Origin of the sequence: Streptomyces sp. NBC_00582 (assembly GCF_036345155.1) — a bacterium.
Taxonomy (GTDB): Bacteria; Actinomycetota; Actinomycetes; order Streptomycetales; family Streptomycetaceae; genus Streptomyces.
In genome coordinates, this window is record NZ_CP107772.1 from 2,267,946 (window position 1) to 2,294,521 (window position 26,576).

Consider the following 26,576-nt stretch of genomic DNA (forward strand, 5'->3'; position numbering starts at 1 on the left):
GGCCCGACCTGTCGGTGTCGGTCCTGCTCAGGCGCGTGGCCTGCGGCGCAGGGCCGTCGCGAGGGCGGCGGCGCCCAGACCTCCCGCCAGCAGTCCGGCTCCGGCACGGGTCCGGTTCCGGGAGACCCACGCCTGGGGGCTGGTGTCGACGGCCTCGTCGTCGAACCGTCCGCGGGCGCCGTGGTCGTGCCCGTGCGGGCCGTCGGCGGGGCTCCACAGATTGCCCGGCCCGCTGTCGTGGCCGCCCTCCTCCTGCTGGGCGTCGTATCCGGTCCGGGCGAGATACCGGTCGAGGAGCCCCGGCACGACCGCGTTGGCGATCAGGGTCGCCGCCGTGGAGCCGCCCACCCAGTACTCGCGTCGGCGCGGATGCCCGGCGGCGTGCACGATCGACCGGGCCACGACCTCCGGCTGGTACACGGGGGCCACCGGCCTGGCCCGGCCCGGCAGCCGGTCCACCACCCAGTCGAACTGCGGGGTGTTCACGGCGGGCAGCTGCACCATCGTCGTACGGACCTTGCTGCCGGTGTGCAGCAGCTCGCACCGCAGCGACTCGTTGAACCCCTGGATCGCGTGCTTGGCCCCGCAGTACGCCGACTGCAGCGGCACTCCCCGGTAGGCGAGCGCCGAGCCGACCTGCACGATCGTGCCGCTGTCCCGGGGCAGCATGTGCCGCAGGGCGGCCCGGGTGCCGAACACATAGCCCAGGTACGTCACTTCGGTGACCCGGCGGAACTCGTCGGGGGTGATCTCGGTGAAGGGCGCGAAGACGCCGGCGAAGGCGTCGTTGACCCAGACGTCGATGCCGCCGAACGCGTCGACGACCTGCTGGGCCGCGTCCTCGACGGCCTTCGCGTCGGCCATGTCGACGCTCACGACGAAAGCCTCACCGCCCGCCCGCTGCACCTCGTCCGCGGCGGCGGCGAGCCCCGTGCGTCCCCGGGCGAGGAGGGCGACCCGGTCACCGCGGGCGGCGAAGGCGCGGGCGGTGGCCCGGCCGACGCCCGCCGCGGCCCCGGTCACCACCACGTTCCGGCGCGGCCCCCTGGGAGTGCGCATCCGGCGTCACGCCCGGTGGTGCGGGTTCTCGGGGTCGATCCCGTCCGCGCCCGCAACGGGCGCCCGGTCGCCGGGCGCGACGGGCGGCGCGGGCGGCATCGGCGGGTACGGGGTGCCGAGACCGGCGGCGGGGCCGGCCGGCGGCATGGCGCCGGCGACGGGGCCGTGTCCCGCGCTCCGGGCGGCGTGGCTCAGCCGCGCCTCTCCCCCGGCCGTCGGCCCGGTGGCGGGGTGGGGCCGGGCGGCGCCGCGCAGCGCGTACGCGAGGGCGCCGAGGATCACGGCGGTGATCAGCGCGGCGGCCCAGCCGGGCAGCCCGATGTCGAGGGCGAGGCCGAGGGCGAGCGCGAGGGCCGCGCCCGCGTAGAGGGCGACGGCGCCGGACGCCGCGTACAGCGTGGCCCTGCGGCGCTGCTTGCGGGTCTGCTCGCGCAGCTCGTCGCGGATCGTCTCGCGCGCCACCTGCGCCAGCTCGTCGACGAGGTGCTTGTCCAGATGCTCCAGGTGATCGATGCGCTCCATGGCCGCCGGGTACCCGCCGTCACGGCGCCGTAACGCCCCGGTCCCGGTGGGCGGGCCCGGCAGGGATCGGGTGAAGGGATCCCCCGCCCGCGCCGGCCCCGACCAGGCTCCCCGTACGGACATTCCGGGAGCGACCCCGGGGTTCTGTGTCGACGATCTGGGGTCCGCGGTCTCCTTCTACGAGCGGCTCACGGGCACCGGGGCCCTGCGTTTCGGACGCGGTGGTGTGCAGGGGGCGCCGTCGGCTGCTTCCCGCTGATGAGCGGGCGGGCGCAGGAGCCTGGAGGTGCTGCGCACGGTGGCGGCGACGATCGCGGTCGCGGACGTGGACGAGGCCCACAAGACGCTCACCGAGTTCGGCGCGGACATCGTCGCGGGCCCGGTGCCGACCCCGGTGGGCCGCAATCCGATCGCCCGGCACCCGGACGGCGTGGTCGCCGCCCGCCGCGCCGACGCGGTCGGAGTTGCCCGGGTGCCGGAAGTCCGGCGAGGCGTCGACGGCCGCCAGCCCATACCGGCCGAGGCGCCGCGGCGCGAGCGACGCGCCGAGCTGGATCGAGCAGTCGCCGCCGAGGACGACGGGAAAGCCGCCGGCCCGGACGTGCCGTTCGATCCGGTCGGCCAGCCGCCGGGTGCACGTCGTGAGGGCGGCCGCGTTGAAGACGCCGTCGCCCTCCCGCCAGCCGCCGCGGTCGTAGCGCGGCGGGACGACCCCGCCCTCGGCCGTGCCCAGCCGCCGCAGGACCCCCTGCTCACGCAGCGCACCCGCCAGCTTGTGGCAGTCGGGGACGGTCCCGGGCACCGGCGCCGGCGCGGGCGCGGGCCGAGGTTGGAGGGGGGCGTCGGCCACGACGAAATTCCGCATGCGCCGCGTCCTCGCCGACGTACCCTCGGCCCTCCAACGACTTGAGCGAGGAGCGGACATGAGCGAGCGGCACACCTACCGGGTGATCGTCCGGGGAACCTGGGACGGTCTTACCGAACAGGCCCGTGCCCGGCTGGTCGCACAGGCCGCCGACCACGGCCTGGCGAGCATGCGCTTCACCGAGGAGGGCACGCTCACCTACGAGCCACAGCCGCTGAAGCACTTCTCGATGCGGTTCGTGGTGGAGTCGGACGCGGCGGACGGCGAGGAGATGGCGGGCGCGCTCGCCGAGGACCGCGCGGAGACGGCCCTGCGGGAGCTGGGCTACGGGTTCACCGCGCTGAGGTCGACGGTGACCGACCTCGACACCATGAAGATCAACCGGAAGTCCGCTGCTCGACGGTGAGCGCCCACCGCTCGTGGTCGCGCCACTCCCCGTCGATGTGGATCATCTTCGGGGAGAAGCCCTCAAGCCGGAACCCGCAGGAGCGCGCGAGGGCGATCGAGGCGGCGTTGCCGGGCTGCACGTTGATCTCCAGCCGGTGCAGCCGCATCGGCCCGAACGCGTACCCCACCACCAGCTCCAGCCCCTCCCGCATCAGGCCCCGTCCGGCGGCGTGCGCGAAGGCGCCGTAGCCGAGCGCACCGCACTGGAAACCGCCGTGCACGATGTTGTTGATGTTGACGAACCCGGCGAGGGCCCCGTCCGCCTCCTTCTCGCACACGAGGAACCCGGCCTTCGTGGGGTCCTCGATGAGCCGTCCCGCGTAGGCGGTGTACGCCTGCGGGGTGGCCGGCGGGAACAGCCACGGGTGGTGCAGGTCCTTGCTCTCACGGACCCGCGCGGTGAACTCCGCCCCGTCGGCGTAGGTGAAGTGACGTATGCCCACGCGGGGGCCCTCGGCGAGGTAGGGGGAGGCGGTGTGCGGCATCCGGTCAGCCTACGGCCGGTCAGCGCCGGCGGCGGCCCATGCAGAAATACGCCCCGCACAGGGCGCCGATCAGCGCCGTGGCGAGCAGGGCCGCCCACAGCGGCATGGTCACCTCGGGGATCAGCAGTCTGATTTTGGTCTCCTGGGTGTTCTCGAAGATGAAGACCAGGGTGAGCACGGCGAGGACCAGCATGGTGATCCGGCCCGGCGTGAGCGAGGCCCGCCAGCCGGCGGAACCGCGGTGGGCCCCGGGGATCTTCGCGGACTTCGCCGTCTTCGGGCTCATACCTCCAGGGTGGGCCGCGGGACGCCGTCCCGCACGTCAGCGCAGGGCGGGCTCGTCCAGGGTGAGGGTGCCGGCGTCCGCGTCGAGGACGGCGCCCACCCCGAAGGGCACGGTCAGCGCGCCCTCGCGGTGACCGAACCCGAGGTCCTCGACGACCGGCACCCCGAGCCCGCCGAGCCGGTCGGCGAGCACCGGCCGCAGTTCCTCGTACGGCCCGCACCGGTCCCAGGAGCCGAGCGCGATCCCGGCGACGCCGTCCAGCCAGCCGGTGCGCAGCAGCTGGGTGAGGGCGCGGTCGACGGCGTAGGGCCGCTCCCCCACGTCCTCCATCAGCAGCAACCCGCCGCGGGCACCGGCGCGGGTGTGCGGGGTGCCGTATCCGGTGGCCAGGAGGGTGAGGCAGCCGCCGAGGGTGACGCCCCGGGCGCGGCCGGGGGCGAGGGGCGGGCCGGGGGCGGTGGAGGTGAGGGTGCGGACGGTCTCGGGGGAGAAGAGCGTGGCCCTGAGATGGTCCTGGGCGCGGGCGTTCTTGACGAAGTCCACGCCGGCGGCCACCGGGCCGTAGAGCGTGACGAGGCCGAGGCGGACGGCGAACGCCTCGTGGAGCGTGGTGTTGTCGCTGAACCCGACGAACACCTTCGGCCCGGCCGCGCGCATCGCCTCCCAGTCCAGCAGGTCCACGACGCGCTGGGCGCCGTAGCCGCCGCGGGCGCACAGCACCGCGTCCACGGACGGGTCGCACCAGGCGCGCTGGAGATCGGCGGCCCGGTCGGCGTCCGTGCCCGCGAGATGGCCGAGCTCGGGGTGCCGGTCCAGGACGTGGGGCGCGGCCACCGGGTCGAGGTCCCAGCCGCGCAGCAGATCGAGCCCGGCCTGGAGCCGCTCCTCCGCCACGGGGCCGCTCGGGGCGACGACGGCCACACGGGCGCCGGGGGCCAGCCGGGACGGCCGGACGAGGTCCTTCACTGCACGAGCTCCAGGGTGGGGATGCCGGGCGGGCGCAGCCCGAACACCTGAGCGTACAGGGACAGCTCGGCCTCCAGCGCCCGCACGGTGGTCTCCGCCCGCCGGAAGCCGTGGCCCTCCCCCTCGAACGCGAGATACGCGTACGGCACCCTCCCGGCGAGCCGGGCCAGGAACCGCTCGCACTGCACGGGCGGACAGATCACGTCCTGCAGGCCCTGCAGCAGCAGGAACGGTACGGTGATCCGCTCGGCGTGCTCGACCGGCGAGCGCTCGGCGTAGCGGCCGGGCATCTCGGCGAGTGGCCCGACCAGCGAGTCGAGGTAACGGGACTCCAGGTCGTGGGTCTCCCCCGTCGCCCAGCCCACCAGGTCCAGCACGGGATACCGGATCGTGCCGCACGCATACACATCGGTGCCGGCCAGCGAGGCCGCGGCGGTCCAGCCGCCCGCGCTGCCGCCCCGGATCGCCAGCCGGCCGCGGTCGGCGGTGCCCTCGTCGGCGAGGGCCCGGGCGACGGCGGCGCAGTCCTCCACGTCCACCACCCCCCACTGCTCCCGCAGCCGCTCCCGGTACGCCCGCCCGTACCCGGTCGACCCCCCGTACTCGACCTCGGCGACCCCGATGCCCCGGGAGGTGAAGTAGGCGATCTCCGGATCCAGCACCAGCGGCGCACGGTCGGTGGGCCCGCCGTGCGCCCACACCACGTACGGCGGCAGTTCGTTACCGGGGGCCGCGCAGGACGGGTGGTGCGGCGGGTAGACGTGTGCGTGGACCTCCCGCCCGTCGGGGCCCGCGAAGGTACGGATCTGCGGCTCGGGGTAGTACGCCGGATCCACCGGGTCGACGTGCGCGGCCCCGATCACCCGGGTTCGCCCGGTCCGCGCGTCCAGCTCCACCACCTCGTAGCCGGACCGCGGACTGGCCGCGACCGCCACCACCCGGTCCCCCCGCACGGCCAGCGTGGACGCGAACTCCGTCCAGGGCCCCGCCGCGTCGACCAGCTCCCCGGTCTCCGGGTCCAGGATCCCGAGCGCGGTGGCGCCCCGGCCGTGCACGACGGCGACGAGACCGTCGTCCAGGGGCGCGAACCAGCGCAGGCCCAGCTTCCAGAGGGCGCCGCCGAACTCCTCCTCGCGGGGGCAGAGGGGCTGGTGGTCGCGGTAGAGGTTCCACCAGCCGGTGCGGTCGCTTGCATACAGGAGGCGGTCGGTGGGTTGCTGTATGCGATCGACGGCCGATTGCATACCGTCGTCCGCCGACGGGGGGCTGTGGCCGGTGGACCGCAGACCGTCGGCGGTGGACCGCAGACCGTCGGCCGTGGACCACATGCCGTCGGCGGTGGACCGCAGACCGTCGGCCGTGGACCACATACCGTCGGCCGTGGACCACATACCGTCGGCGGTGGACCGCACACCATCGGCCGTAGATCGCATACCGCCGTCCGTCGACCGTTGCCAGTCCACCTGGGTGATCGACTCCTCCGGGCCGCCCGCCACCACCCGTGCCCCGCGCAGGGTCCCGTCCGGGGTGACGGCGGCGACGACCACCTCCGTGCCGTCCCAGGGCATCCGGGGATGGTCCCAGACCAGCCAGGCGGCGTACCGGCCGTCGGAGGAGAGGCGGGGGCCGGTGAGGAAGCGGTGGTGGTCGTCGGTGAGTTCGCGGACGGCGGTGCGGTCCTCGGCGGCGGAGCCGTCGAGGGGGACGGCGGCCAGGACGCGGCGGACGTCGGTGGGGGCGGGGCCGGTGAACTCCTCCAGCACGCACCAGACTTCGCGCCGGTCGAGCAGCAACTGGGGCTCGGCCCAGCGCAGTCCGGCGCCGAGCGGCGAGAGCGGGGTCAACGGACGGGGCTCGTGGCCGGGTTCGCGGGCGTAGAGGCGTTGGTCGGTGTGGTGGACGAACACCAGGAGCGGGCCGTCCGGGAGGGCGACGGCCGCCCAGGGGTGTCCGCCGTACTCGTGGACGCGGCTGCGGACGTTCCACGGCGGGGGCAGCAGGGACTCCTCGGTGCCGTCGGGGTGGCGGCGGACGAGGGTGCGGCGGCCGTCCTCGGTGGGGCGCGGCGCGGTCCACCACACCTCGTCGCCGACGAAGCCGACGTACTCGGGGCGCCCGTCCTGGGTGGCGGCGAGCTGGGCGTCGAGGGGTGAGGGCCAGGAACCGTACGGCAGGATCTGCACGTTCTCCCCGCTCGTCTAGGCCGTGCGCAGGAACCGGTCGAGGACGTGGACGCCGAAGTGCAGGGCCTCGACGGGGACGCGTTCGTCGACGCCGTGGAAGAGCGCCTGGTAGTCGTAGCCGGGGGGCAGCTTCAGCGGGGCGAAGCCGTAGGCGGCGTCGATGCCGAGGCGGGAGAACTGCTTGGCGTCGGTGCCGCCGGACATGCAGTACGGCACGACGTGCCCCTCGGGGGCGAACTCCTCGACGGCGGCGCGCATCGTCGCGTAGAGAGGGGAGTCGACCGGTGCCTGGAGGGCGACGGAGTGGTGGCGGAACTCCCAGTCGACGTCGGGGCCGGTGAGTTCGTCGAGGGTGGCGGTGAACTCGTCCTCGGTGCCCCAGAGATAGCGTCCGTCGACATGGGCGACTGCCTCGCCGGGGATGACGTTGAGCTTGTAACCGGCTTCCAGCATGGTCGGGTTGGCGCTGTTGCGGACCGTCGCCTCGACGAGGGAGGCCGCCGGGCCCAGCTTCTTCAGTAGGACGTCCACGGATCCGGGGTCGTCGAGGGAGCTCTCCAGGCCGTAGAGGGCGGCGAGTTCGGTGAGGGCGGCGCGGACGGTGGGGGTGAGGCGCAGTGGCCAGGTGTGTTCGCCGATGCGGGTGACGGCGGCGGCGAGGCGGGTGACGGCGTTCTCGCGGTTGACCTTGGAGCCGTGTCCGGCGCGGCCACGGGCGGTGAGCCGGAGCCAGCCGGTGCCGCGCTCCCCCGCGGCGATGGGATAGATCTCCCGGCCGGCGCCGTCGTGGAAGGTGAACGCGCCGGACTCGCCGACGGCTTCGGTGCAGCCCTCGAAGAGGGCGGCGTGGCGGTCGGCGAGGAATCCGGCGCCGTCCTCGGCGTCGGCCTCCTCGTCCGCGGTGAGGGCGAGGACGATGTCACGGCGGGGGCGTAGGCCCTGCCGGGCCCAGGCGCGCACCACGGCGAGGATCATCGCGTCCATGTTCTTCATGTCGACGGCGCCGCGGCCCCACACCACGCCGTCGCGGACCTCGCCGGAGAAGGGGTGCACACTCCAGTCGGCGGCCTCGGCGGGGACGACGTCGAGGTGGCCGTGGAGGAGGAGGGCGTCGGCGGAGGGGTCGGTGCCCTCGATGCGGGTGACGACGTTGGTGCGTCCGGGGGTGCGTTCGAGGAGGGCCGGTGCGAGGCCTGCCTCGGCCAGTCGGGCGGCCGCGTACTCGGCGGCGGGCCGCTCCCGGCAGTCGCCGCCGCCGCGGTTGGTGGTGTCGATGCGGATGAGGTCGGAGGTGAACCGGACGACCTCGTCCCGTGCCTGCGCGTCAGTCATCCCGCTCCCGTTTCCGTTCCCGTGCCCGTGCCGGCGTTCGGTCCCGCCGCTCAGCCGTACTGCTCAGACTTACTGCTCAGCCGTACTGCTCCTCGATCGCGGCCGAGGCGACGGTGGTGACCGCCTTGAAGGTGCGGATGCCCTCGTACATCGTGCCGCTGGTGTAGGCGATCCTACGTTCGCCGGTGCGGGTCACGCCGGGTACGACGGTGACGGCCAGGGCGAGGTGGGCGGCGTCGAACTCGACGGCGACCGTATACGGTCCACCGTCGACCGGATCCCGTCGACCGGCGAGGGTAGCCGCCTCCTTCGCGGCCGCGCGGATGTCGGCGGCGGTGCGGGCCGGGGTGCGGCACACCGCGGCGTAGCGGGAGACGTGGTCCTTGACGGCCACCTTCAGCGCCTCGGGGGCGTAGCCGAGGGCGTCCTCGCAGGCCACGTCGTCACCGGTGACGAGGACGACGGGGACGCCGTACTCGGCGACGACGTGGGCGTTGAGGAGGCCCTCGCTGGCGCGCACGTCGTTGAGCCAGACGCCGGTGATGGAGTTGGCGAGGTAGGTGTGGGCGAGGACGCCCTCCATGCCGGCGCCGGCGTGGTAGCCGACGAAGGCGACGCCGTCGACGTCGCCGTGCTGGACGCCTTCGACCATGGAGAGGGACTTGTGGCGGCCGGTGAGCATCTCGGCGCGGTCGTCGAGGCGTTCGAGGAGGAGGTTGCGCATGGTCCAGTGGGCCTCGTTGACGAGGACCTCGTCGGCGCCGCCGTCGAAGAAGCCGAGGACGGCCGCGTTGACGTCGGAGGTGAACAGGGACCGGCAGCGCTCCCACTCGGGGGTCCCGGGCAGCACGTCGGCCGGCCAGGTGACGCCGGTGGCGCCCTCCATGTCGGCGCTGATCAGGATCTTCACGTGCGGGGCCCCTTCCGCTGGAGGCTGCCGAGCCTAGGGGGCGGTGCCCCGGTCGCCCGGGTGGCGGCTCCGGACGTGGGCCAGTTGCTTCACCTGGCGGAGTGTCAGGAGCGTTTTTCGACGGACCGTACGCCCTCCAGGGCGCCGACGCGCTCGCCGAGGTAGCCGTACCGGCCGCCGGGGGCCGGTGTGCAGGGGGGCGGCTGAGCGGGGTGCGCGCGGAACCCCGGACCTCCAGGAGTCCTGGAATACCCCCGGGGGTATCTCTGTTACGGTGGTGTCCAGATACCCCCGGGGGTAATTTTCAGCGAGGGAGAGTGCCGTGTTCTTTGCCGACGTCGTGGAGACCGAGGGGCTGGGCAACCGCAGTCATCTGGCGGGCGGTGCCCGTGCCGCGGTGGTCGTGGATCCGCCGCGGGACATCGACCGGGTGATCGCCGCGGCGGCCCGGCGCGGGGTGCGGATCGTGGCCGTCGCCGAGACCCACGTCCACAACGACTACGTGAGCGGCGGCCTGGAGCTGGCCCGGCTGACGGGGGCCCGCTACCTGGTGCCGGCGGGGGCGGAGGTGGCGTACGCGCGCGTGCCGGTCGCCGACGGGGACGTGGAGCCGGTCGACGAGGAGCTGGTGCTGCGCGCGGTGGCCACGCCCGGGCACACCCCGCACCACACCGCGTACCTCCTCGAGGAGTCGGGGCGGCCGGTGGCGGCGTTCACGGGCGGTTCGCTGCTGATCGGTGGCGTGGGCCGCCCGGACCTGGTCGAGCCGCGACTGACGGAACGGCTGGCCCGGGCCCAGCACGCCTCCGCGCACCGGCTCGCGGCCGAGCTCGGCGACGAGGTGGCGGTGCTGCCGACCCACGGTTTCGGAAGCTTCTGCTCCGCCGGACGGACGGGCGGCGAGGGTGCCACGATCGGGGCGCAGAAGGCGTCCAATCCGGCGCTGGCGCAGGACGTGGACACGTTCGTGAAGGACCTGCTGGCCGGGCTGGACGACGTGCCCGCGTACTACGCGCACATGGGCCCGGCCAACGCGGGCGGGCCCGCGCCGGTGGATCTGACGCCGCCCCAGCGGGCCGACGCGGCCGAGCTCGCCCGGCGGCTCGCGGCGGGTGAGTGGGTGGTGGATCTGCGCGGCCGGATGGCGTTCGCCGAGGGGCATGTGGCCGGGGCGTTCAACTTCGAGGTCGACGGGCAGCTCGCGACGTATCTCGCCTGGATGATCCCGTGGGGCAGGCCGGTGACGCTGCTCGCCGCGAGCGCCGGGGACGTCTCCCGGGCGCAGCGGGAGCTGATCCGGGTCGGTATCGACCGGCCGGCCGCGGCGGCCGTCGGCTCACCGGCCGACTGGCTCCCCGAGGGCGCGGCGCCGGCCTCGTTCCCCCGGTCCACGTTCGCGGGGCTCGCCGCCGCCCGCGCGCGCCGCGCGGACGTCGTCGTGCTCGATGTGCGCCGGGACGGCGAGCGGGCCGGCGGCTGGATCGAGGGCAGCGTCCACGTCCCCGTCCATGAGCTGCACCGGCGGCTGGCGGAGGTGCCGCCCGGCACGGTGTGGGTGCACTGCGCGGGTGGGATGCGTGCGGCGATCGCCGCGTCCCTGCTGGACGCGGCGGGCCGGTCGGTGGTGGCGGTCGACGACGGCTTCGCCGCGGCGGCCGAGGCCGGCCTGTCCCTCACCACCACCCCGACCGGCCCGGCGGCTTCGGCCGCCCCTGCCACCTCTGCCACCCCCGCCACCCCAGGCGCCCCAGCCGCCCCTGCCGCCCCTGCCGCCCCTGCCGCCCCTGCCGCCCCTGCCGCCCCTGCCGCCCGCGACGGATCAGCGGCCTGCGCCGCTCCCGCAAGCCGCTCCGGATCGGCAGTCTCCGCCGCTCCCGCAAGCCCCTCCGCTCGTGCCTGACGGCGCGCCGAACACTGGATCATCGCGATGTCCGCATCCGCATCCGCATCCCGTATCACTCCCGCCCGGGCCCACCGGCTGCTCCGCGACGGCAGGGCCGTGCTGATCGACGTCCGTGAGGAGGGTGAGTTCGCCGCCGGTCACGCTCCGGGCGCCGTCCATCTGCCGCTCTCCGCGTGGATCGACGGCTCGGCGGGTCTGCCGGCCGGGCGCGAACCGGTGCTGATCTGCCGTTCCGGCAACCGCTCCCGGCAGGCCGCCGAGCTGCTCGCCGCGCGGGGTGTGTCCGTGCCGGATGTGGTCGGCGGCATGCGGGAGTGGGCCGCCCTGGGCCTGCCCGTCGTGAACGCGCGCGGGGTAGCGGGGACCGTGCGGTGAGCGCCTTTGTGCTGGCCCTGCTCGCCGGGGCCCTGGTCGGGCTGGCCCTGGGCGCGCTGGGGGCGGGCGGCAGCATCCTCACCGTCCCGGCGCTGATCTACCTGCTGGGTTTCGACCCGGCCTCGGCGACCACCGCGAGTCTGGTCATCGTGATCGTCACCTCGGTGACCGCCCTCGTGGCCCACGCGCGCGTGGGGGCGGTGCGCTGGCGGGCGGGGCTGCTGTTCGCGGCGGCGGGTGTCGTGCCCGCCGCGACGGCCGGCGCCCTGTCCGCGCGGATCCCGCAGACCGTACTGACCTCGATGTTCGCGGTGCTCGCCGCCGTGGCGGCCGTACGGATGCTGCGCCGGCGCCCCCCACGCGCGCGTACGTCGGTCTCGGCGGCCCGCGCGGCCGGAGCCGGGGCGGGGCTCGGCGCGGTGACCGGGTTCCTCGGCGTCGGCGGCGGGTTCCTCGCCGTACCGGCGCTGGTGGGGGTGCTCGCCGTCCCCATGGGGGCCGCCGTGGGCACGAGTCTGCTGGTGATCGTCGCCAACGCGCTGGTGGCCCTCGGGGCGCGCGCCTGGACGGCGAGCGGCCTGGACTGGGACTTGATCACGCTGTTCCTGGCGACCGCCGTGCTGGGGGCGTGGGACGGGCGGCGGCTGGCCGCACGGGTATCCCCCGCCACCCTCCAGCGGATCTTCGGCGCGGTACTGCTGACCGTCGCGGCGGGGATGGGCCTGACGGCCGTGCTGTGACCCCCCGGGCCTCCCCGGACCTCCTCCCCCGGCCTCCTCCCCCGGCCTTCTGCGCTCAGGCCAGCGACAGGAACAGCTTCTCCAGCCGGGCGCGCATCTGCGCGGAGTCGCGGACCTCGGGGTCCTCGCTGGTCATGCACTGCTCCAGACCGGTCGCGATGATCGCGAACCCGGCCCGGTCCAGGGCCCGGGAGACCGCCGCGAGCTGGGTGACCACGTCCTCGCAGTCCCGGCCCTCCTCGATCATCCGGATCACGCCCGCGAGCTGGCCCTGGGCACGCCGCAGCCGGTTGAGCGCGGACTTCAGCTCCTCGGCCGACATGTCGAGTTGCACGATTCCTCCTCCTGTATACCCCCGCGGGTATCCTACCCGTGCGGGACAACACCCCCCAGAAAGGTTCTGTTCCGTGAACGGTTCCCAGACCGCCCCCCTCCCCCCGACGAGCCTCACCACGGCTGAGGCGGCCGCCCGGCCGGACGGGTTCACCGTCGTGGACGTGCGCACACCCGGCGAGTACGCCTCGGGTCGTCTGCCCGGCGCGCTCAATGTGCCGCTGGACCGGCTCGGCGAGGCCTCGGCCGCGCTGACGGCGGCCGCACGCCGGCGCCCCCTGTTGATCGTATGCGCCTCCGGGGCCCGGTCCGCGCGGGGCTGTGCCCGGCTCGCGGACCTCGGGGTCGCGGCGGCCACGCTGGAGGGCGGCACCGGCGCGTGGGCCGCGGCCGGGCACCCGCTGGAGCGCGGGGCCGGTGCCCGTACCCCTTGGCCGATGGACCGGCAGGTGCGGCTCGCCGCCGGTTCCCTGGTCGTCGCCGGGTTCCTGGCGGGTCTGGCGTGGCCGCCGGCGCACTGGCTGTCGGGGCTGATCGGCGCCGGTCTGGTGTTCTCGGGCGCGACGAACACTTGCGGCATGGCGGCCCTGCTCGCCCGGCTGCCGCTCAACCGGCCGGGCAGCGACGCCGTCCCCTTCGAGGAGACGCTGGCGCGGCTCGCCGGCTGACCGGCTCGCGACGGTCAGTCGGCCCGCCCCGCCACCAGCCACTTCGACGGCAGTTCGAGCACTGTGCCGTCCGGGCCGAACTCGGTGGTCCTGAGGGGGAGTTCCCCACTCGCGAGGACGGTGAGCCCGGCCGTCTCCAGCAGGACGGGTACGGCGGCGTCCGCGACCTCGCCGGGCGCGATGCCGTGGCGGAAGATCGGCGCGAGCTTCGGGGGCGGCCCGGCCGGGGCCTGGGCGAGACCGCCGAGGACGGCACCCGCGGCCTCGGACGGTTCGACGAGGAAGACCCGGCCGCGCTCGCCGAGGAGCGCGGCGATCCCGTCGGCGAGGGGCTGCCGGTCGGCGGGCTCGCACTGGTGCAGGACGCCTCTCATGTAGACGTGGGAGTCGCCGAGTTCGGTGTGCAGGGCTTGCGCGGCGCCCTGCTCGGCGGCGTCCAGCAGGCGGTACGTCGCCCGGCCGGCGGGGTCGGCGTGCCGGGCGTGGTCGAGGGCGGCGGCGGCCAGGTCGACGCCGACGACCCTCGGGAAGCGGTCGGCGAGGAAGCGGGTCTGGGTGCCGTTGCCGCAGCCGAGGTCCACCAACGGCAGGGCGCTGTCGGCGACATGGGGTTCGAAGAGGGCGAGGTGGAGTGCGGCGGTCACGTTCGGGTCCGCGTCCCAGAAGACCGCCCCGGGGTCGTCGGGGGCCTCCCGCCAGAAGCCCTCCCAGGCCTCCCGGTACCGCATCGTCACGCTCATCCCAACTCCCCAGGGGTGCGAGGCCGATCCGTCATGAGTGACGGGCGAGTACGGTCTATCGCTCCGGAGGTGCGGCGACAAGCAGGGCGCGCGGTTCCTTCACGCCTGGTCCGCGCCGCGTACGCCGTTGTGCGCCCCTTGTGTCGAAAGGGACCGGCTCGGCAGTCAACATCCGTGCACGGAAAGGGAGTTGCTCAGCGCCTCGGCAGAGTCATCTCGAACCAGACGGACTTGCCGGTGCCCGTGCGGCTGGTGCCCCACTCGCGGGCCAGGGTGCTCACCACACGCAGTCCCCGTCCGGTCTCGTCCTTGGGCCCCGCGCTCAGCAGGGTCGGCAGGTCGTGGTCGTCGTCGTCCACCTCGCACAGCAGGGTCTCGCCGCGTATCAGCCTGAGGATGACGGGCCGGTCATGGGAGTGCCGTACGGCGTTGGTGACCAGCTCGCTCACCATCAGCTCGGCCGGGTACGCCAGTTTCGCCAGCCCCCAGTCGTGGAGCTGTTCGCGGACGACGGCGCGGGCCCGGGGGACCTCGGCCGGGTCGAGGGGGAAGCGCCACTCGGCGACGTCGTCGGGTTCGATGCCGCTGAGACGGGCCATCAGCAGGGCCACGTCGTCCTTGCGGCCGCCGCGGCCCGCCTCGGTGAAGGTCGCGGCGAGGGCGCGGATGATGGTGTCGCAGGCGTCGTCCATGGAGGCGGCCGGATGGGCGGCGGACTCGCACAGGGTCGCCAGGCCCACACCGATGTCCTCGCCGCGCACCTCCACCAGCCCGTCGGTGCACATCACCAGCCGGTCGCCGGGTTCCACGCGGACGCACACCGATTCGAAGGGGACTCCGCCGACGCCGATCGGGGCGCCGGTGGGCAGGTCGAGGAGTTCGCTGCGGCCGTCCGCCGCGCGCACCAGCACCGGCGGGATGTGGCCCGCGTTGGCGAGGTGGAGTTCGCCGGCGATCGGGTCGTAGACGGCGTACAGGCAGGTCGCCAGGTAGGTGTCGCCGAGGCGCTGGGCCAGGTCGTCGAGGTTGCGCAGGAGCCTGGCGGGCGGCAGGTCGAGGGCGGCCATGGTCTGGACGGCCGTCCTCAACTGGCCCATCATGGCGGCCGAGTTGAGGCCGTGGCCCATGACGTCGCCGACGACGAGGGCGGTGCGGGCGCCGGGGAGTTTCACGGAGTCGAACCAGTCGCCGCCCACCCGGCCGAGCAGGGTGCCGGGCAGATAGCGGGTGGCGATGTCGCAGCCCGCCCGGCGCGGCGGGATGTGCGGCAGCATGCTGTCCTGGAGGGTGTCGGCGACCGACTCCTGGTAGGTGTACATGCGGGCGTTGTCGAGCACGAGGCCCGCGCGGGCGGCGAGTTCGGCGCCGGTGACCCGGTCCATGTCGTTGAACTCGGCGCGCTCGGGGTGGCGCAGCAGGATCATGAACCCGAGGACGACGTTACGGGCCTTGAGCGGGACGACGAGCATGGAGCGGCCGGTGATGAGGGGCCGGATGTCGCGCTTTTCGAACTGCGAGGCGATGGCGTGGCCCATCTGCTCGCTGATGCGGGGCACGAGGACGGGTTGGCCGGTGGTCATGCACTGGAAGAACGGGGTGTGGGCGGGGAAGGGCATGGCCTCGCCGACGGGGACGACGTCGTCCCAGCGGCCGGGTTCGTCGGTGTGTTCGACGGCCACCCGGTGCCACATGGTCCGGGTGTCCGGCACGCCGTCGGGGAAGCCCTCGCCGGCGACGACCTGTTCACGCAGATAGGTGCCGGCGACGTCGGTGAAGCGGGGCACGACGGCCTTGCTGACCTCGACGATGGTGCGGGAGAGGTCGAGGGAGGTGCCGATCCGCCCGCTGACCTCGTTGAGGAACTCCAGGCGCTCGCGTACGGCGGCGTACTCGAGGTCCTCGCGCTCGTCGGCGGGATCGTCGGTGAGGTCGTCGGGCAGGGACAGGCCCTCGGCGGCGGCGCGGGCGGCGCGTTCACGGCGGGCTCTTCGCTCGACGCGGCGGGCGACGCCCCAGTCGGGGGTGACCGGGACCCGGTCGTTCTGGCTGAACTCCAGTACGGGATAGCCGAGTTCGAGGATCTGGGCGACGATGCGGGCGCTCTCGCCGACGCTCATGCTGGGCAGGATGTCGGGGAGCCGGCGGGCGAGTTCCTCGGCGCCGGGGAAGTCGGTGTGCAGGGCGAAGCCGGGCGCGATGCGTTCCACCGCGAGCGGGCCTGAGGGGTCCGCGGCCCGTGGGTCGCCGTGCAGTGCGGCGGCGTCGGCGGCGAGCACGAGCAGCCGTTCGCGGCCGGGGCCGACCAGCGGGTAGGCCCACCACAGGACGTCGGCGCGTTCCCCCTCCCGGCCGGGCACGGTGAGGCGGGCGCGTCCCGCGGCGGGGTAGCTGAGGCCCTGGTCGAGGGAGGACTCCAGGCCGGGTCCCAGGCCGTCGTAGGCGCCGTACTCGCCGTAGATCTCGCCGGGCTCGGGGAGGGCGCCGGAGACGGGGAGCAGGTCGATGGCGGGCTCGCCGAGCGCCTCCTCCTTGGCGACGCCGAAGAGCCGGCGTGCGCCGGTGCTCCAGTGGGAGACGAGGCCGTCGCGGTCGACGACGACCACGGCCAGGGGGACCCGTCCGGGGTCGGCGGTGCCGTCCACCGCCGCGCTGTTCGCTCCGCGGCTGGGAGGTGCGTCCCTCTCGGTGCCACGGTCCATGGCCCAGGCCCTCTCTCCCCAGAGCTGTGCAAGATCTGTCCGCAGCAACAACCGTACGGCGCACGCCGGTCGCCATGTGCGGCAATTCTGTAATTGGTTTCACCGGAGCACGCCGGGGTACGCCGCCGGGTCGTTCGACCGGTCAGTCGTCGTGGCCGAGCCGCAGGTCGTGCCCGGTGCGGCCGCCGCCGGAGATCTTCAGGACGCCGGCGACGGGCGGGTGTCCGGTGGCGATGAGGGTGTACTCGCCCGAGGACAGGTCGACGAAGCGGAAGGCGCCGTCGGGGCCGGTGGTGAGGGTGTCGAGGACGTGGCCCGCCGCGTCGAGGAGGGTCACGCGCGTCGTCGACGGCGCGTCCGCCGGTGGCGCGGACGGTGCCGCGGATCACGGAGCCGCCGGCGAGTTCGACGTCCTGGCGGGCCTCGGGCGAGGATGCGTCCGGTCACGGTCCCGGGCTCCGTTTAGGCGCTGGGGCGGGAGGCGGCCCCGGTCGGCAGGGGGGTCTCCTTGAGGAGGCGGGCGAGGAGCAGCCCGAGCAGCGGCACCGGGACGAGGAGGAGGAAGATCCACGGCGGGATGTCGGCGTACGCGCCCGTGTGGGCGTCGCGCCGGGCCGGGGGCAGGGTGCGCAGGAGGTGCGGAACGAGGGAGCGGAGGTCGGGCGGGGCCGGCCGCCGTGGGGGCGGGCGGGCGGTCGGCGATTGTGTCGGTGAGGAGGGCGCCGGAGAGGGCGGTGGCGCCGAGCAGGCGGAGGCAGGTGTGGGCCGTGGGGGCGGGCGGGCGGGCGGCGATTGTGTCGGTGAGGAGGGCGCCGGAGAGGGCGGTGGCGCCGAGCAGGCGGAGCCAGGTGTGGGCCGTGGTGGCGGCGGCGCGGTCGACGGGGGTGCGGCGTGGCGCACGGCGGGCAGGAGGGCGGGCGTCGCCAGGCCGACGCCGGCGCCGAAGGGGTCCCGCCCATGTGCCGCCCCCCTCGTCGCACCTGCCGCACGGTTCCCGCGTGAAGCGGCAACTCGGCGCAGGCGCGACGGGTTACGGCGCCGTTCCGGTCGTCGGGGCAATCCACCCGTACCGGTGGGGGCGCCGGGGGGCGGTCGTCGGCCGGGGGTGGTTACTTCTCGACCTCGGTGGCGAGCTTGGCGAGGACCTCGTCGTAGATACGGGCGAGGCCCTTGGGGGCGAAGGTCCGCTCGAAGAAGCCGCCGATGCCGCCGGCGCCCTTCCAGGTGGTGGTGACGACCACGCGGGCCTTGCCCTCGCCGGCCGGGGTGACGCGCCAGACGGTGACCATGGAGGAGTTGCGGTCCTTCTCGACGAGCTCGCCGTCGGTGGGCTCGGTGACCTCCAGGAGGCAGTCGCGGACGCGCTTGCTGGTGGCCTGGAGCTTCCAGTGGACGAGGGTGCCCTCGCCGTCGCCGCCCTCGCGCACCTCGTACTCGCTGAAGTGGGCGGGCAGCAGGTTCGCGCGCGTGCCGCTGTAGTCGGCGAGCGTGTCGAACACCTTGTCGGGGTCCGCCGCGACGACCCGCTCGGTGGTGGCCTCGACCTGCGCCATGAAGTTCCTCCAGGTCCGTGTTGCTCGGGGGTGCTCGGGGTTTCCGGGGCGGGGCAAGCCAACCACCCCGCTCCACGGCCGCCCAAATCGGGGTGGGGGAAACGATCAGGGGGTGGTCGAAACGCCGAGGCAGACGCCCGTTCGCACGATCATGGGAACAGATGTTCTATTGTGGGTTCAGGTGCATGGGCACTGCTACCGAGGAGGCGTCATGCGCTGGGACAACCTCGCCCCGGAATCCCGCCACGACCGGGCGGCGGACCCCGCGCTGTTCGGCGCGGACGCGGTCACGACCCGGACGTTCGACACGCCCGAGTTCGCCGGGATCACGTTCCACGAGGTCCGGGCGCGCACGGTCCTCAACCGGGTGCCGGGCGCCTCCCGGATGCCGTTCGAATGGACGGTGAACCCCTACCGGGGCTGCACGCACGCGTGCGTCTACTGTTTCGCCCGCAAGACGCACAGCTATCTGGACCTGGACACCGGGATCGGCTTCGACACCCAGATAGTCGTCAAGGTGAACGCACCCGAGGTGCTGCGCCGCCAGCTCGCCTCGCCGCGCTGGCACGGGGACCACGTGGCGATGGGCACGAACGTCGACTGCTACCAGCGCGCGGAGGGCCGCTACCGGCTGATGCCGGGCATCCTGTCCGCCCTGCGCGACCACGCGAACCCCTACTCGATCCTGACCAAGGGCACGCTGATCCTGCGCGACCTGGATCTGCTGAAGCAGTCCGCCGAGGTGACCGACGTCGGCCTCTCCGTCTCGGTCGGCTTCACCGACACCGAGCTGTGGCGCACCGTGGAGCCGGGCACCCCGGCCCCCGAGCGGCGACTGGACGTCGTACGGACCTTCACCGCGCACGGTCTGGGCGTCGGGGTGCTGATGGCGCCGGTGATCCCGTTCCTCTCCGACGAGCCGGCCCAACTGCGGGCCACCGTACGGGCGATCGCGGCGGCCGGGGCCACCTCCGTCACCCCGCTCGTGCTGCATCTGCGGCCCGGGGCACGCGAGTGGTTCATGGCCTGGCTCGGGCAGCACCACCCGTATCTGGTGCGGCGCTACGAGCGGCTGTACGCGGACGGCGCCTACGCCCCGAAGTGGTACCAGCGCCGGATCACCCGTCAGGTGCACGAACTGGCCCAGGAGTACGGCATCGGGCCCGCGCCCGCCGGGATGCCGCGCCGGATCCGGCCGCCGCAGCAGGAGGAGGGGCCCACGCCGGAGCACGCGCCCGCGGCCGCGCCGGAGCACACCTCCTCGGGACCGACCCAGCTCACCCTGATCTGAGCGCGTCCGAGCGCATCCCGCGCCCAATCGGGTCAACTCTCCGCGCCGTACGTATGTCCGGACGATCTTTTCGGGACGATGCCGCGAGGGCCGTGAGCGACGCGGCCCGGCCCTCGAGGGCCACCTCCGTCCTGGGAGGACTCCTTGAACACTCGCGCAGCCGTGCTGTGCGCCACCGCCGTCGTCCTGGCCGGAACCGTCACGGCCCTGCCGGCCGGCGCGGCCTCCGCGCCCGCCGCTCCGACGGCGAGACTCACCTGGAAGACCTGCGCCACCACCGACCAGCCGACACTGCAGTGCGCGTCGCTGAAGGTGCCGCTCGACCACGACGACCCGGGCGGGGAGCGGATCACCCTGGCGCTCTCCCGTGTCCCGCACACCGCGAAGAGGTACCAGGGACCGCTGCTGGTCAACCCCGGCGGGCCCGGCGGGCGGGGGCTGTCCCTCGCCGGGTTCGTCGCCTCGTCGCTGCCGAAGGCGGTCGCCGCCCAGTACGACGTCATCGGCTTCGACCCGCGCGGGGTGGGCAAAAGCACCCCGGCCCTCGACTGCGCCCCCGGCCACTTCGGCCCCGTGCGGCCGGACTCCGTACCGGTCACCGAGGCGGTCGAGGAGGCCAACCTGAAGCGGGCGCGGTCCTTCGCGAAGGCCTGCTCCACCAAGTACGCGCGCGTGCTGCCGTACATCGACACGGTCAGCGCGGTCCGCGACATGGACGCGATCCGCGCCGCCACCGGTGCGCCGCGGCTGAACTACTTCGGCTACTCGTACGGCACGTACCTCGGCGCGGTCTACGCCAAGCTGTACCCGCGGCGGGTGCGGCGGCTGGTCCTGGACTCGATCGTCGACCCCACGGGCGTCTGGTACGACGACAACCTCACCCAGGATCTCGCGTTCAACGACCGCCACCGGGCGCTGATGGCGTGGATCGCCCGGTACGACACCACGTACCGGCTCGGCGGCGACCCGGCCGAGGTCGAGGCGAAGTGGTACGCGATGCGGGCGGCGCTGGCCCGCACGCCGGCGGGCGGCACGGTGGGCGCCGCCGAGCTGGAGGACACCTTCCTGCCGGGCGGCTACTACAACGGCTACTGGCCCCACCTCGCCAAGGCGTTCGCGGCGTACGTCAACGACAAGAACGCCGATCCGCTGGTGCAGGCGTACAAGAACTTCGCCGCCGTGGACGCCTCCGGGGACAACGGGTACAGCGTCTACACCTCGGTGCAGTGCCGGGACGCCCACTGGCCGCGCGACTGGGAGGAGTGGCGCTCGGACAACTGGGAGACGTACCGGAAGGCGCCCTTCATGGCCTGGAACAACGGCTGGTACAACGCGCCGTGCGCGTTCTGGCCGACCCGGTCGCGGGGGCCGGTGGACATCACCAACGGCGCCCTGCCGCCCGCCCTTCTCTTCCAGGCGACGGACGACGCGGCCACCCCGTACGAGGGCGGCGCCACCGTCCACGCCCTGCTGCACGGCTCCCGCCTCGTGGTCGAGCAGGGCGGCGGGAACCACGGCATCACCCTGAGCGGCAACAGCTGCCTGGACCAGCACCTCGCGGCCTATCTGACCGACGGCACGGTCCCGCACGGCACGGGAGCGGTGGACGCGGTCTGCAAGGCCCAGCCGGACCCGAAGCCCCTGACCGGAAAGGTGGCCTCCCCCACCGCCCACGGCTCGACCCTGCACGGCCTCCTGGGCTTCCGCGGCTGAGACCGAGGAGAACGCGGACCCGCCGCCGTCGACAGCCGGAGGCCGACGCCGCGCTGAGGGGGGACACACAGCGCGGCACCGACGGGGGCAAGGCGCACGTGGCTCCGGGCCCGCGTCGGCCGGGCCGACCCCGCGCAGGCCGACACCGGCCGGGCGGCGGGGCGCAGCCCCGCATGGCAGAAGCGGGCCGCACAGCCCGCCACTGGCGGGCCCGCGTCGGCCCGGTCGGGTCGCGCGGGGCGCAGCCCGGCGTCGGTCGGGACGGGAGGGACGACGGGCGTTCGCGGGGTCGCCGCGCCGTCAAACGGGGGCGCGGCCCGGCGTAGCGGAGGCGGGGCGCGCGGCCCGGCGCCGACGGGCCCGCGTCGGCCCGGGCGAGTGGTGCAGCCTCCGCGGGCCGGGGCGGGGGCCCGTGGTGGGTGGGGCGGCGGTGTGGGTGGCGGGCGGGGGCCGTTCAGCGTTGGTGGGGGATGCGGGCCAGTGCGTGGACGGCGGCCTCGGCGAGGGGTGGGTGGGCCAGGGCCTCGTTCAGGACGGGGCGGGCGCGGGCGTCGCCGAGGGTGCCGAGGCCCTCCACACAGGCGAGGGCCACCCTGCGGTAGGGGTCCTGCGGGGTCAGCCGGCGCCGCAGGGTGGTGATCAGCGCGGGGACCGACTCCGGGGCGCGCAGCTCCACCAGGAGGCGGACGGGGTGCAGGGCGTAGGCGACGCGCAGTTCGTTGGTGGCGAGGGCGGCCGCGGCCCGGGCCGTACGGGGGTCGCCGAGACGGGCCAGTGCGTAGGCGGCGGAGGCGCAACGCGGCGGGTCGCGGTGGTTGAGCAGCAGGACGAGCGCCTCGAAGGCGCGCCGGTCGCCCCCGAGCCCCAGCCGGAACGCGGCCACCTCGCGGGCCCACAGGGGCCGGCCCGACTCGGTGAGCACGCCCGCCAGTTCGTCGTGGTCCGCGTGGGCCGCCAGCCGCTCGTAGGCCTCCGTGCCGCCGGACTCGTGCCGTAAGCGTTCCGTGAGGGAGCGCAACTCTTCGTCCATGGTCCGAGCCTAGGGGAGCCGCCGGGGGCAGGGCGGACGCACGGCGCGCGACGGCGCATGGAAGCACAACTGAGCGCATTCGGGGCCGTATCGAGAGCCCCGTCAGGGGCGCGAACACTCTCACACCGCGCCCCCGGCGCGCGCCTCCCCCTCCCCGCACGGCCCCTTCCCGACCGATGACGTGCGGCAATGACGCGGACCCCGGACGGCGGCGGCGGGCCGGAACGCACAGCTCCGCGCACGCACGGTCATGTTCGGCCACTTCTCGACGCAGCGCCGTTCGCACCAGTGAATCGCGCCATCCGAAAGACATGACCAAGGACATCAGTACTATCCCGTCAACAGCACGACAGAGCCGCTCAACACCGAAAGGAACGGCTTCTGTTGACGCGCTCCCGCCTGCCCCCGGCCCCACACGGCGGGCCGTGAGAAAGTGATCGAAAGCGTTGCTACCGATAAGTAACGAGCCATCGGACGGCGGCGGGTCCGAAGGACCCTGAACGAATGAGTCCGACCGCCGGACGGCTCCCGCTCGTCCTGCGGCTCACGTCAGCCCACCCGTGCACGGCGGCCGGACGTTCGCGCCCGTGCTCACCGGCCCGGCGACCCCGGCCCCCTGACGCCCCCGCCCCACTCGCACAGAAAGCGCACGCCGATGGCCCCTCACGGCACCCCCGAGTACGAGGACCCCGCGCACCACGACGCCGTGCCGGAGCAGCACCCCTCGACGGCCATACCCGGGCCCCGCCCGGAACCGGGCACCCCCTCCCCCGCCTCCCCGCCCTCCCACGGTGCGGAACCCCGCACCGACCCGCAGGCGCCCTTCGACACACCCGACATCCACGTCGGCCTCCCCGCACCCCGCCCCCCGCACCCCCGGCGGACCGAGGGCCATCACCTCGCACCCCCGGCCTCCCCCGCCGCCCGCCAGCACCCCGTACCGAGCGACCACCCCCCGGCTCCCGCCCGCCCGGGCCGCGCCCTGCGGGTCCTGAGGTGGCTGATGGCCCTGCTGATCGCCGTCGCCCTCGCCTGCGTCTGCCTGGCCGTCCACCAGATGATGCGCGACTCCCTGTTCGCCAACACCTATGTCGGCCTGGCCGGAGTGGCGGCGGCCGGCGTCGGCGCCTGCGCTCCCGCCTACGTCCACCTCCTCCGCCGAAGGGACGCCCCGCACGCCCCCGGCGCACCGGACACCCCCGGCGCACCGGACCGCCCTGACAAGGGCGCCTGACACCGCACGGCGGCCGCCGGCGCCGACGGCCCGAAGCGAAACAGGTCACATCACCGGGGGCTGGCGCGCTCGTTACTCCCCGGTTAAGCTCATACGAGCGAGTCACCCACTCGTTCTCACTCCTCGCGGCGGCCTGGTGACGCAGCCTCCGCGAGAGAAGTCGGTTCGGTATCACGTACCGACGCACGACCCGGCCACGGGACAGGGCCGGTCGGATATCCCGTTCGTCCGCAGGGCGTTGTGCGCGCCCCCGGCGACCGGCACCGGGCGTGTGCGCTCGTAGCCCGGCACCACCCGCAACCCGTTTTCCGCACCCGGTGCGCCCAGGCCTTTCAGAGGCTCCCTCGGCGCACCCGGGGGCGTTCCCAGTCGTCACCTCTTCTTCTGGAGTCCCGCGATGGCCACTCCCCTCTCCGACACCTCCCTGTCCCCGCTCCGGACGATCGCCGTCGTCGGCCTCGGCACCATGGGCACCGGCATCGCCGAGGTCCTCGCCCAGGCCGGCCGTGAGGTGATCGGCATCGACATCAGCGAGGAGCGCACCGCCCGCTCCCTCGCCGCCCTGGAGGCCTCCACCGCCCGTGCCGTGGGGCGCGGCCGGCTCACCGAGGCCGAGCGCGCCGACGCCCTCGCCCGGGTCCGCACCGCCACCGACCTGCGCGCGGCGGCCGACGCCGACCTGGTGATCGAGGTGGCCCCGGAGTCGTACGAGATCAAGCAGCAGATCGTCCGTGAACTGGACGGGATCGTGCGGCCCGAGACGATCCTCGCGACCGGCACCAACGCCCTGTCCGTGACCCGGCTCGCCGCCGAGTCCGCGCGCCCGGAGCGCGTCCTCGGCCTGCACTTCTTCAACCCGGCGCCCGCGATGAAGCTGGTCGAGGTCGTCTCCTCGGTGCTGACCGCGCCGGCCGCCGTCACCGCCGTCACCCAGCTCGCCCTCGACCTCGGCAAGGAGCCGGTCGCGGTCGGCGACCGCCCCGGATTCGTCGCGGACGGGCTGCTGTTCGGCTACCTCAACCAGGCCGCCGCGATGTACGAGGCGCGCTACGCCTCCCGTGAGGACATCGACGCGGCGATGCGGCTCGGCTGCGGACTGCCCATGGGCCCGCTGGCGCTGCTCGACCTGATCGGCGTCGACACGGCCCGTACGGTGCTGGAGGCGATGTACGCCGAGTCCCGCGACCGGCTGCACGCGCCCGCCCCGATCCTCAAGCAGCTCAGCGAGGCCGGTCTGACGGGCCGTAAGGCGGGCCGCGGCTTCTACACCTACGAGGCGCCGGGCAGCGCGACCGTCGTCGCGGACACGCTGACGCCCGTCGCCGGAGCGTCCGGCACCCCCGGCCGCGAGGTCCGCAGCGTCGGAGTCGCCGGCTCCGGCACGATGGCCTCCGGGATCGCCGAGGTGTTCGCCAAGGCCGGCTACGACGTCGTCCTCGCCGCCCGCAGCGAGGAGAAGGCGCAGACCGCGAAGGCCCGCATCGGCAAGAACCTGGCGCGCTCGGTCGACAAGGGCCGGATGACCGCCGAGGCCGCCGCGCAGACCCTGGAGCGGATCACCCCGGCCGGGAGCTACGACACCTTCGCCGACGTCGACCTGGCCGTCGAGGCGGTCGCCGAGGCCCTGGAGATCAAGCGGCAGCTCTTCGCGACCTTCGACAAGGTCTGCAAGCCGGGTGCCGTCCTGGCCACCACCACCTCGTCGCTGCCGGTCGTCGCCTGCGCCCGCGCCACCTCGCGCCCGCAGGACGTCATCGGGATGCACTTCTTCAACCCGGCGCCCGCCATGAAGCTCGTCGAGGTCGTCCGTACGGTGTTGACGGCCGAGGACGTCCACGCGACCGTTCACGAGGTCTGCGGACGGATCAGGAAGCACGCCGTCGACTGCGGCGACCGTGCGGGGTTCATCGTGAACGCCCTGCTGTTCCCGTACCTCAACAACGCGATCAAGATGGTGCAGGAGCACTACGCGTCCCTGGACGACATCGACGCCGCGATGAAGCTCGGCGGCGGCTACCCGATGGGTCCGTTCGAACTGCTCGACGTCGTCGGGCTGGACGTCTCCCTCGCGATCGAGAAGGTCCTGCACCGCGAGTTCCGCGACCCGGGCCTCGCCCCCGCCCCGCTCCTGGAGCACCTGGTGGCCGCGGGCTGCCTCGGCCGCAAGACGGGCCGGGGTTTCCGCGAATATGCCCGCCGCTGACGGCGTCGGCGACTGGTTCGAAGGCGACCGGGACTGGGGCGGACTGCTCGACCCCGGCGGGCCCCTCGCGCCCGCCGGGCCCGCCTCCGCCCCGCCCGCCGGGGGCGGGGGAAACCCCGGACCTGCGCACCGAGCTGCGCACATGCAGTACGTTCGGGGCATGTCCCAGCCCGCCAGGTCCCCCCGCACACCAGCCACGCCCGACGCCTCGGAGAGTCCCGCGGGCAGCCGCGCGGCCGCCCAACGGCTCAAGATGCGCCGCGAACTGGCGGCCGCGGCCATGGAACTGTTCGCCACGAAGGGGTACGAGGCGACCACCGTCGACGAGATCGCGGCCGCGGCCGGCGTCGCCCGCCGCACCTTCTTCCGCCACTTCCGCTCCAAGGAAGAGGCGATCTTCCCCGACCACGACGACACCCTGATCCGCGCGGAGGCCGTCCTCAACGCGGCCCCGGCCCACGAGCACCCCCTCGACACCGTGTGCCGCGGCATCAAGGAGGTCATGAGGATGTACGCGGCGCGGCCGGAGATCTCGGTCGCGCGCTACAAGCTGACCCGTGAGGTGCCCACCCTGCGGGAGGCGGAGATCGCCTCGGTGGCCCGCTACGAGCGGCTGTTCACCCGCTATCTGCTCGGCCACTTCGACGAGCACGCGCACGACGACGACGCCAACGACGACCCGCTGCTCGCCGAGGTCGCCGCGTCCGCGGTGGTCACCGCCCACAACCACGTCCTGCGGCGCTGGCTGCGGGCCGGCGGCCAGGGCGACGTCGAGGCACAGCTCGACCACGCCTTCGCGATCGTCCGCCGGACCTTCGGGACGGGCATCGGCGCGGGACGCGACGGCGGCGCACCGGGCCGGCAGGTCCCCGCCGCGGTCTCCGCGCAGGGCGAGGTGCTGGTGACGGTCGCCCGCACCGACGCCCCGCTCCACGAGGTCATGCGCACCATCGAACAGGCGCTCAAGGAGCGCTGACCCGCACCGCAGCCCTGTGATGACGGCCACCCGACCGGGTGGCCGTTTTGGCATGTCAGGGCA

Annotated in this window: 24 protein-coding genes and 1 pseudogene; 10 read left to right on the plus strand and 15 right to left on the minus strand. The window is 74.2% G+C overall.

From position 1 onward, the window contains the following. Positions 1–27: 27 nt before the first annotated feature. The 3 genes from OG852_RS09695 to OG852_RS09705 are packed head-to-tail and all read right to left on the minus strand — an operon-like array spanning position 28 to position 2,446. Entirely contained in the window at positions 28–1,059 is a 1,032-nt protein-coding gene (locus OG852_RS09695) for an SDR family oxidoreductase (protein WP_330347608.1), read from the minus strand. A gap of 6 nt (positions 1,060–1,065) precedes the next feature. Beyond that, positions 1,066–1,581, minus strand: coding sequence for a phage holin family protein (locus tag OG852_RS09700; RefSeq protein ID WP_330347609.1), 516 nt, complete (start codon positions 1,579–1,581; stop codon positions 1,066–1,068). A gap of 19 nt (positions 1,582–1,600) precedes the next feature. After that, entirely contained in the window at positions 1,601–2,446 is an 846-nt protein-coding gene (locus OG852_RS09705; protein WP_330347610.1) for an arginase family protein, read from the minus strand. Positions 2,447–2,504: 58 nt separating this feature from the next. Here OG852_RS09705 and OG852_RS09710 point away from each other — a divergent pair, with 58 nt between their 5' ends. After that, on the plus strand, positions 2,505–2,852 hold the full coding sequence (locus OG852_RS09710; RefSeq protein WP_133913864.1) for a DUF6204 family protein: 348 nt from the start codon (positions 2,505–2,507) through the stop codon (positions 2,850–2,852). Here the strand turns inward: OG852_RS09710 and OG852_RS09715 are convergent. The 6 genes from OG852_RS09715 to OG852_RS09740 form a co-directional block, all read right to left on the minus strand. Then, a complete protein-coding gene (locus OG852_RS09715) occupies positions 2,824–3,378 on the minus strand; it encodes a GNAT family N-acetyltransferase (protein ID WP_133913865.1) in 555 nt (184 codons plus the stop codon). The genes OG852_RS09710 and OG852_RS09715 overlap by 29 nt on opposite strands. A 19-nt stretch (positions 3,379–3,397) precedes the next feature. Beyond that, positions 3,398–3,664 (minus strand): lipopolysaccharide assembly protein LapA domain-containing protein, encoded by a 267-nt coding sequence (locus tag OG852_RS09720; RefSeq protein ID WP_133913866.1) that lies wholly within the window; start codon positions 3,662–3,664, stop codon positions 3,398–3,400. Positions 3,665–3,700: 36 nt separating this feature from the next. Beyond that, positions 3,701–4,630 carry a S66 peptidase family protein gene (locus tag OG852_RS09725; RefSeq protein ID WP_133913867.1) on the minus strand — a complete coding sequence of 310 codons (930 nt, stop codon included), beginning with the start codon at positions 4,628–4,630 and terminating at the stop codon, positions 3,701–3,703. Then, positions 4,627–6,813 carry a prolyl oligopeptidase family serine peptidase gene (locus tag OG852_RS09730; protein WP_330347611.1) on the minus strand — a complete coding sequence of 729 codons (2,187 nt, stop codon included), beginning with the start codon at positions 6,811–6,813 and terminating at the stop codon, positions 4,627–4,629. The genes OG852_RS09725 and OG852_RS09730 overlap by 4 nt, the downstream gene beginning before the upstream one ends. A gap of 15 nt (positions 6,814–6,828) precedes the next feature. Beyond that, positions 6,829–8,145 (minus strand): M20/M25/M40 family metallo-hydrolase, encoded by a 1,317-nt coding sequence (locus OG852_RS09735; RefSeq protein ID WP_330347612.1) that lies wholly within the window; start codon positions 8,143–8,145, stop codon positions 6,829–6,831. A 76-nt stretch (positions 8,146–8,221) separates the two neighbouring features. Further along, on the minus strand, positions 8,222–9,055 hold the full coding sequence (locus tag OG852_RS09740; RefSeq protein WP_133913870.1) for a M55 family metallopeptidase: 834 nt from the start codon (positions 9,053–9,055) through the stop codon (positions 8,222–8,224). Positions 9,056–9,377: 322 nt separating this feature from the next. On the opposite strand from OG852_RS09740, the gene OG852_RS09745 reads away from it, so the two are divergent. From OG852_RS09745 to OG852_RS09755, 3 genes are read left to right on the plus strand one after another with little or no spacing between them, the layout of a single operon-like run. Next, on the plus strand, positions 9,378–10,955 hold the full coding sequence (locus OG852_RS09745) for an MBL fold metallo-hydrolase (RefSeq protein WP_330347613.1): 1,578 nt from the start codon (positions 9,378–9,380) through the stop codon (positions 10,953–10,955). A gap of 27 nt (positions 10,956–10,982) precedes the next feature. After that, positions 10,983–11,333: a rhodanese-like domain-containing protein gene (locus OG852_RS09750; RefSeq protein WP_330347614.1), complete on the plus strand. Its 351-nt coding sequence runs from the start codon at positions 10,983–10,985 to the stop codon at positions 11,331–11,333. Next, the gene (locus OG852_RS09755; RefSeq protein WP_330347615.1) at positions 11,330–12,073 is read left to right on the plus strand and encodes a sulfite exporter TauE/SafE family protein; all 744 of its coding nucleotides are present in this window, start codon (positions 11,330–11,332) and stop codon (positions 12,071–12,073) included. Before OG852_RS09750 ends, OG852_RS09755 begins: the two co-directional genes overlap by 4 nt. A 55-nt stretch (positions 12,074–12,128) precedes the next feature. On the opposite strand, the gene OG852_RS09760 is transcribed toward OG852_RS09755, so the two are convergent. After that, positions 12,129–12,407 (minus strand): metal-sensitive transcriptional regulator, encoded by a 279-nt coding sequence (locus OG852_RS09760; RefSeq protein ID WP_055638536.1) that lies wholly within the window; start codon positions 12,405–12,407, stop codon positions 12,129–12,131. Between the two features lie 73 nt (positions 12,408–12,480). On the opposite strand from OG852_RS09760, the gene OG852_RS09765 reads away from it, so the two are divergent. Continuing rightward, entirely contained in the window at positions 12,481–13,074 is a 594-nt protein-coding gene (locus OG852_RS09765; protein ID WP_330347616.1) for a rhodanese-like domain-containing protein, read from the plus strand. A gap of 14 nt (positions 13,075–13,088) precedes the next feature. Here the strand turns inward: OG852_RS09765 and OG852_RS09770 are convergent, their stop codons facing one another. From OG852_RS09770 to OG852_RS09785, 4 genes and pseudogenes are all read right to left on the minus strand, one after another. Further along, positions 13,089–13,814, minus strand: coding sequence for a class I SAM-dependent methyltransferase (locus OG852_RS09770; protein ID WP_330347617.1), 726 nt, complete (start codon positions 13,812–13,814; stop codon positions 13,089–13,091). A gap of 194 nt (positions 13,815–14,008) precedes the next feature. Then, positions 14,009–16,513 (minus strand): ATP-binding SpoIIE family protein phosphatase, encoded by a 2,505-nt coding sequence (locus OG852_RS09775; protein ID WP_133913876.1) that lies wholly within the window; start codon positions 16,511–16,513, stop codon positions 14,009–14,011. Between the two features lie 142 nt (positions 16,514–16,655). Next, a pseudogene (locus OG852_RS09780) lies at positions 16,656–16,938 on the minus strand (carboxypeptidase-like regulatory domain-containing protein); the annotation flags it as partial. Between the two features lie 684 nt (positions 16,939–17,622). After that, positions 17,623–18,066 carry an SRPBCC family protein gene (locus OG852_RS09785; protein ID WP_133913877.1) on the minus strand — a complete coding sequence of 148 codons (444 nt, stop codon included), beginning with the start codon at positions 18,064–18,066 and terminating at the stop codon, positions 17,623–17,625. Between the two features lie 211 nt (positions 18,067–18,277). On the opposite strand from OG852_RS09785, the gene OG852_RS09790 reads away from it, so the two are divergent. Together OG852_RS09790 and OG852_RS09795 are read left to right on the plus strand one after the other, a co-directional pair. After that, on the plus strand, positions 18,278–19,357 hold the full coding sequence (locus OG852_RS09790; protein ID WP_330347618.1) for an Rv2578c family radical SAM protein: 1,080 nt from the start codon (positions 18,278–18,280) through the stop codon (positions 19,355–19,357). A 144-nt stretch (positions 19,358–19,501) separates the two neighbouring features. Next, on the plus strand, positions 19,502–21,070 hold the full coding sequence (locus OG852_RS09795) for an alpha/beta hydrolase (RefSeq protein ID WP_330347619.1): 1,569 nt from the start codon (positions 19,502–19,504) through the stop codon (positions 21,068–21,070). Positions 21,071–21,524: 454 nt separating this feature from the next. Here OG852_RS09795 and OG852_RS09800 read toward each other — a convergent pair whose 3' ends face one another. Then, on the minus strand, positions 21,525–22,100 hold the full coding sequence (locus OG852_RS09800; RefSeq protein ID WP_133913879.1) for an adenylosuccinate lyase: 576 nt from the start codon (positions 22,098–22,100) through the stop codon (positions 21,525–21,527). A gap of 655 nt (positions 22,101–22,755) precedes the next feature. Here OG852_RS09800 and OG852_RS09805 point away from each other — a divergent pair. From OG852_RS09805 to OG852_RS09815, 3 genes are all read left to right on the plus strand, one after another. Next, positions 22,756–23,334, plus strand: a complete 579-nt coding sequence (locus tag OG852_RS09805; RefSeq protein WP_133913880.1) for a hypothetical protein — start codon at positions 22,756–22,758, stop codon at positions 23,332–23,334. 397 nt (positions 23,335–23,731) lie between these two features. Then, positions 23,732–25,537 (plus strand): 3-hydroxyacyl-CoA dehydrogenase family protein, encoded by a 1,806-nt coding sequence (locus OG852_RS09810; protein ID WP_133913881.1) that lies wholly within the window; start codon positions 23,732–23,734, stop codon positions 25,535–25,537. A 160-nt stretch (positions 25,538–25,697) separates the two neighbouring features. Beyond that, positions 25,698–26,513: a TetR family transcriptional regulator gene (locus tag OG852_RS09815; protein WP_330347620.1), complete on the plus strand. Its 816-nt coding sequence runs from the start codon at positions 25,698–25,700 to the stop codon at positions 26,511–26,513. Positions 26,514–26,576 lie beyond the last annotated feature (63 nt).

What these genes read in the sequence shown, in the direction of transcription:
- OG852_RS09805 (WP_133913880.1), top strand. Translation starts at nt 22,756, where the DNA reads ATGGCCCCTCACGGCACCCCCGAGTACGAGGACCCCGCGCACCACGAC.
- OG852_RS09750 (WP_330347614.1), top strand. Translation starts at nt 10,983, where the DNA reads ATGTCCGCATCCGCATCCGCATCCCGTATCACTCCCGCCCGGGCCCAC.
- OG852_RS09710 (WP_133913864.1), top strand. Translation starts at nt 2,505, where the DNA reads ATGAGCGAGCGGCACACCTACCGGGTGATCGTCCGGGGAACCTGGGAC.
- OG852_RS09815 (WP_330347620.1), top strand. Translation starts at nt 25,698, where the DNA reads ATGTCCCAGCCCGCCAGGTCCCCCCGCACACCAGCCACGCCCGACGCC.
- OG852_RS09695 (WP_330347608.1), bottom strand. Translation starts at nt 1,059, where the DNA reads ATGCGCACTCCCAGGGGGCCGCGCCGGAACGTGGTGGTGACCGGGGCC.
- OG852_RS09785 (WP_133913877.1), bottom strand. Translation starts at nt 18,066, where the DNA reads ATGGCGCAGGTCGAGGCCACCACCGAGCGGGTCGTCGCGGCGGACCCC.
- OG852_RS09775 (WP_133913876.1), bottom strand. Translation starts at nt 16,513, where the DNA reads ATGGACCGTGGCACCGAGAGGGACGCACCTCCCAGCCGCGGAGCGAAC.
- OG852_RS09720 (WP_133913866.1), bottom strand. Translation starts at nt 3,664, where the DNA reads ATGAGCCCGAAGACGGCGAAGTCCGCGAAGATCCCCGGGGCCCACCGC.
- OG852_RS09735 (WP_330347612.1), bottom strand. Translation starts at nt 8,145, where the DNA reads ATGACTGACGCGCAGGCACGGGACGAGGTCGTCCGGTTCACCTCCGAC.
- OG852_RS09715 (WP_133913865.1), bottom strand. Translation starts at nt 3,378, where the DNA reads ATGCCGCACACCGCCTCCCCCTACCTCGCCGAGGGCCCCCGCGTGGGC.
- OG852_RS09700 (WP_330347609.1), bottom strand. Translation starts at nt 1,581, where the DNA reads ATGGAGCGCATCGATCACCTGGAGCATCTGGACAAGCACCTCGTCGAC.
- OG852_RS09800 (WP_133913879.1), bottom strand. Translation starts at nt 22,100, where the DNA reads ATGGACGAAGAGTTGCGCTCCCTCACGGAACGCTTACGGCACGAGTCC.
- OG852_RS09705 (WP_330347610.1), bottom strand. Translation starts at nt 2,446, where the DNA reads ATGCGGAATTTCGTCGTGGCCGACGCCCCCCTCCAACCTCGGCCCGCG.
- OG852_RS09810 (WP_133913881.1), top strand. Translation starts at nt 23,732, where the DNA reads ATGGCCACTCCCCTCTCCGACACCTCCCTGTCCCCGCTCCGGACGATC.
- OG852_RS09770 (WP_330347617.1), bottom strand. Translation starts at nt 13,814, where the DNA reads ATGAGCGTGACGATGCGGTACCGGGAGGCCTGGGAGGGCTTCTGGCGG.
- OG852_RS09790 (WP_330347618.1), top strand. Translation starts at nt 18,278, where the DNA reads ATGCGCTGGGACAACCTCGCCCCGGAATCCCGCCACGACCGGGCGGCG.